6 protein-coding genes are annotated in these 3,399 nt (G+C 60.4%); all 6 read right to left on the reverse strand.

Annotated features, from left to right (window positions below; translation table 11 throughout):
* Positions 1–345: 345 nt before the first annotated feature.
* Complete coding sequence (locus POM99_RS22080) at positions 346–678, reverse strand: helix-turn-helix domain-containing protein (protein WP_277280958.1); 333 nt, start codon at positions 676–678, stop codon at positions 346–348.
* The gene (locus tag POM99_RS22085; protein ID WP_277280960.1) at positions 659–1,042 is read right to left on the reverse strand and encodes a type II toxin-antitoxin system RelE/ParE family toxin; all 384 of its coding nucleotides are present in this window, start codon (positions 1,040–1,042) and stop codon (positions 659–661) included. The genes POM99_RS22080 and POM99_RS22085 overlap by 20 nt, the downstream gene beginning before the upstream one ends.
* Positions 1,043–1,089: 47 nt before the next feature.
* Positions 1,090–1,428 (reverse strand): hypothetical protein, encoded by a 339-nt coding sequence (locus tag POM99_RS22090; RefSeq protein WP_277280961.1) that lies wholly within the window; start codon positions 1,426–1,428, stop codon positions 1,090–1,092.
* Complete coding sequence (locus POM99_RS22095; RefSeq protein WP_277280963.1) at positions 1,425–2,084, reverse strand: nucleotide-binding protein; 660 nt, start codon at positions 2,082–2,084, stop codon at positions 1,425–1,427. The genes POM99_RS22090 and POM99_RS22095 overlap by 4 nt, the downstream gene beginning before the upstream one ends.
* A gap of 169 nt (positions 2,085–2,253) precedes the next feature.
* Positions 2,254–2,784 carry a GNAT family N-acetyltransferase gene (locus POM99_RS22100; RefSeq protein ID WP_007686150.1) on the reverse strand — a complete coding sequence of 177 codons (531 nt, stop codon included), beginning with the start codon at positions 2,782–2,784 and terminating at the stop codon, positions 2,254–2,256.
* Entirely contained in the window at positions 2,781–3,362 is a 582-nt protein-coding gene (locus POM99_RS22105; protein ID WP_021224450.1) for a recombinase family protein, read from the reverse strand. Before POM99_RS22105 ends, POM99_RS22100 begins: the two co-directional genes overlap by 4 nt.
* Positions 3,363–3,399: the final 37 nt, after the last annotated feature.

Below are 3,399 nucleotides of genomic sequence, written 5' to 3' on the forward strand. Positions count from 1 at the left end.
GCCAAGCCCGCACCCTCCAGGTGATCCATGAAACGCGCCCCTCGCAGCCGTCAACGCCATGATTTATATGCGAAATATCACGATTACGACAGCGAAATCAGCGACTTACTTGGAGAATGTGGGATCTAACCTTTCGAGGATTCCACGCCCCGGCCCACGTCTCCACAGGCGTCAACGACTATAACGGAAAAAACTGAGAGTTTGCAGCCGCTAATTGGTAAAGCCCGACCTGACCACGCCCGCGACGGTAGCCCCCGGCCGGCCCGCTCTTATCATATTGGGCCGTAGGGCCGGCCGGGGGCGGATGATTACATGCTTACAGGAAAGCATGTATGCCCTGCCCTACTAATGCAACGCCTCAATGCCTCGCCGCCGGATGACGTTCAACAAGGCCAGGGCCGGCCCCTTAGCCTGCGCCTCGCCACGCTCAAGCTGCGACACATAGCCGGGCGTCACATTGAGATAGCGGCCGAACGCAGCTTGGCTAAGGTGCGCTTGCTCACGGACGGCCCTCACCTCTGCACCCGTCATCGGCGTTTCGGTCGGCAGGGTCTTTTCTCCAAGATGCCGCGCCGTGATCTTCTCATAGGTGGCCTCGTCCATGATCCCAAGGCGGCGCTGCGCGCCCGCCATTTCCGCGATCTCGCGGGCAAGGCGGCTAGGCTTCGTCGTCGTCATGCTCGATCTCCTTCAAATCTCCGTCTTCAATGGCTTCCCCGACCAACTCGGCCGACGCTGCAAGCCAGTTTGCCCCGATCGTTCGCAGGGCCTCCAACTCGTCATCATCAATGTTATCGCGGTCGCTTTTGGCGAATGCGTAGAGAAACACCGCACGCCCGGCCGCCCGATAGGCAACGATCATCCGAAACCCGCCAGACCGCCCTTGACCAGGCCGCGCCACGCGCTGCTTGATGAGGCCGCCGCCAAGATCGGCGTCAATAGTGCCGCGCTCGGCCCGCTCGATAGCCTCGCTCAAGCTGGCATCTGCAATCCGTTGCCTACGGGCAAACCGCGCAACACCTCTGGTCAAGAAAATCCGCACGGAGCCTCACTCTAACACTAAAAACTATAGTGGGTATTGTTATAGTTTCAATCCCCGCTCTCGCGGACCTGCGGATAATTGTATTTCATGAAAAGGAGATTCAGGGCTTCCGCAACAAGCCGCTCCTGCGGAATCCGCTTGCCCTGCTCATCGCGTGTGCGGAAGCTGACTTCTTCCAGCGTCTCCCAATACGCGGGCGGCAGGTAATGCGTTTTTGCCGTCTTATTCGCCCGCGACGGCGCAACATAGCTCCCGGTCGGCTGCGAGTTGCGAGCACGGCCTTTCGGTTCTGCCGGCGCATCAAAAGCGGCCGGAGCTGCCGGCGGGGGTGTCGGTTCCTCTGCGGTCTTGATAGCGGCGGCCAGAAGAGAAGGCTTGCGGCTCATGCTTTCATCCTTTCATGCTTTCCTGCAATCATGCTTGCCTGTTCTGTAAGAAAAGCGAACAACCCCGCGACTTCCTGCGCGGCGCGGCCTTCCGGCTCAAGCTCCTGCGGCGTTTGTCCCAGGGCCGGCGCGTCCTCGTAGGCTTTCAGCCGCGATACATGGATGGGAGCGACCTGCACGTTAAAGCTCGCGGCAATTGCGGCGGCATCGTCAATGGCTCTACCCCCGGCGTTTGGATGCACCAGGTTCAAAACGACAAATGTGGGCGGACTGCCGGCCATATCCAGGAGCCGCTTTAGCGGCTCCAAGGTTTCAATCGAAAATATCTGCGCCTGCGACGGAACCAGCACTATATCGGCGTGCTTGGCCGCCTCCGTCGATGCGCTGTCCATCTTGCCGGGCGTGTCGATGAACACCCAATCCATGCCAAGACCGCGATAGGCATCAAGCGATCGCCGGATAGCGCCGGGCTGGATCGAGGCAACGTCCGGGCCATCACCCTCCCGGCGGTCAAACCAGTTGACGGCGTTCGTCTGCGGGTCGAGGTCGAGCAAGGCCGACTTTTTTCCGGCCCGGTGCGCAGCGACCGCAAGCGCCGTCGCGATCGTCGTCTTTCCGGTCCCGCCCTTCTGAGTACAGAATGCCACTGTAATCATGATTGCATCCTTTCATGAAATTAAGCCTACATGCTTACGTGCCACTATGTAAGCATGTTTGCATTGACATTTTATTAAGCCTGCTCGTCCTCGTCGGCCGACATAGGGGGCGTTTGCGGGAGGGGGCGGAATCCTACGCCAAGCTCGCCCAGATAGCCGGCGCGAGATCTTACTTGTTGCTGCCTTCTACGGTCGCGCCAGAAAGGCGACGGCTCAGTTCTATCCGGCGATGGCTACGCATTTTGAAGGTGTCTGGCCCAACGCGCCGATACTCAATGAAGCCGAGAGAACGCCAAAATCGCTCTGCCGCTTCATTCGCTTCCAGCACGGCCAACCGAATCTCTGTGGCACCTCTCGCAGCGGCCCAGCTTTCGACCGTCGAGTAAATTGAGCGTCCGACGCCACGACCACGCTGTGCGGCATCTACGATCATGAAGCCGAGATACCATGTGCCATCACGCGGATAATCGCGGAGGATGGCCGCGATTGCATATAGGCCGCCAGGCCCCTTCCATCCCAGGACAGCTTGATTGTGGGCGCTCTTTTCGGGCGGCACATCGGAGAAAAGCTCGCGAGCATCGTCCAGCGTGGGCGCGGCCCCGTCCTGCAACAGGAAATAGTCGCTGCAACGGTTGTACAGGTCTGCAACGTCTGCGGCGTCCGCTTGGGTAAGTTTGATCGGGGCTCCCGTCATCATCATCGCGTTTTGGCAGCAAGCACGCGCTGACCGTAATCCCGGAGTTCCCCGTTGGGACCGACATAGCGGTAGAGAGTGACGCGCTCGATCCCGAGTTCCTTGCAGAGGTCGGAAACGGACGTGTCGCGTTGGGCCATAGCAGCCTGAGCGAGCCGCACCTGGGCCTTGGAGAGGGCGAACTTGCGGCCACCCTTGCGTCCCCGCGCGCGGGCAGCGGCCAGGCCAGCCATGGTGCGCTCGCGGATCATATCCCGCTCAAACTCCGCCAGTGTGGCAAAAATGCCGAACACCATCCGGCCCGATGGCGTCGTGGTGTCGATCTGCGCGCCCTTGCCGGTGAGCACCCGCAGACCGATACCGCGATCCGACAGATTCTGCACCGTGCTGACCAGGTGGGTGAGCGTTCGGCCGAGCCGGTCGAGCTTCCAAACGATGAGGACATCGCCGTCGCGCAACGATTTCAGGCAGGCGGCAAGACCGGGGCGATCATCACGGCGGCTCTGTTGCAAAAATCGTGAAGCTTGAGCATGCTTGGCGGAGATTGGACGGACGGAACGATGACGGATTTCAAGTGGCGCCATTTCCAGGGTGATGTGATCCTGTGGGCGGTGCGCTGGT

It is taken from the genome of Novosphingobium cyanobacteriorum (assembly GCF_029436685.1).
Lineage (GTDB): Bacteria > Pseudomonadota > Alphaproteobacteria > Sphingomonadales > Sphingomonadaceae > Novosphingobium > Novosphingobium cyanobacteriorum.

Excerpts from the sequence above, each read along its gene's own strand:
- POM99_RS22080 (WP_277280958.1), bottom strand. The coding sequence starts at position 678 with ATGACGACGACGAAGCCTAGCCGCCTTGCCCGCGAGATCGCGGAAATG.
- POM99_RS22090 (WP_277280961.1), bottom strand. The coding sequence starts at position 1,428 with ATGAGCCGCAAGCCTTCTCTTCTGGCCGCCGCTATCAAGACCGCAGAG.
- POM99_RS22095 (WP_277280963.1), bottom strand. The coding sequence starts at position 2,084 with ATGATTACAGTGGCATTCTGTACTCAGAAGGGCGGGACCGGAAAGACG.
- POM99_RS22100 (WP_007686150.1), bottom strand. The coding sequence starts at position 2,784 with ATGATGATGACGGGAGCCCCGATCAAACTTACCCAAGCGGACGCCGCA.
- POM99_RS22105 (WP_021224450.1), bottom strand. The coding sequence starts at position 3,362 with ATGGCGCCACTTGAAATCCGTCATCGTTCCGTCCGTCCAATCTCCGCC.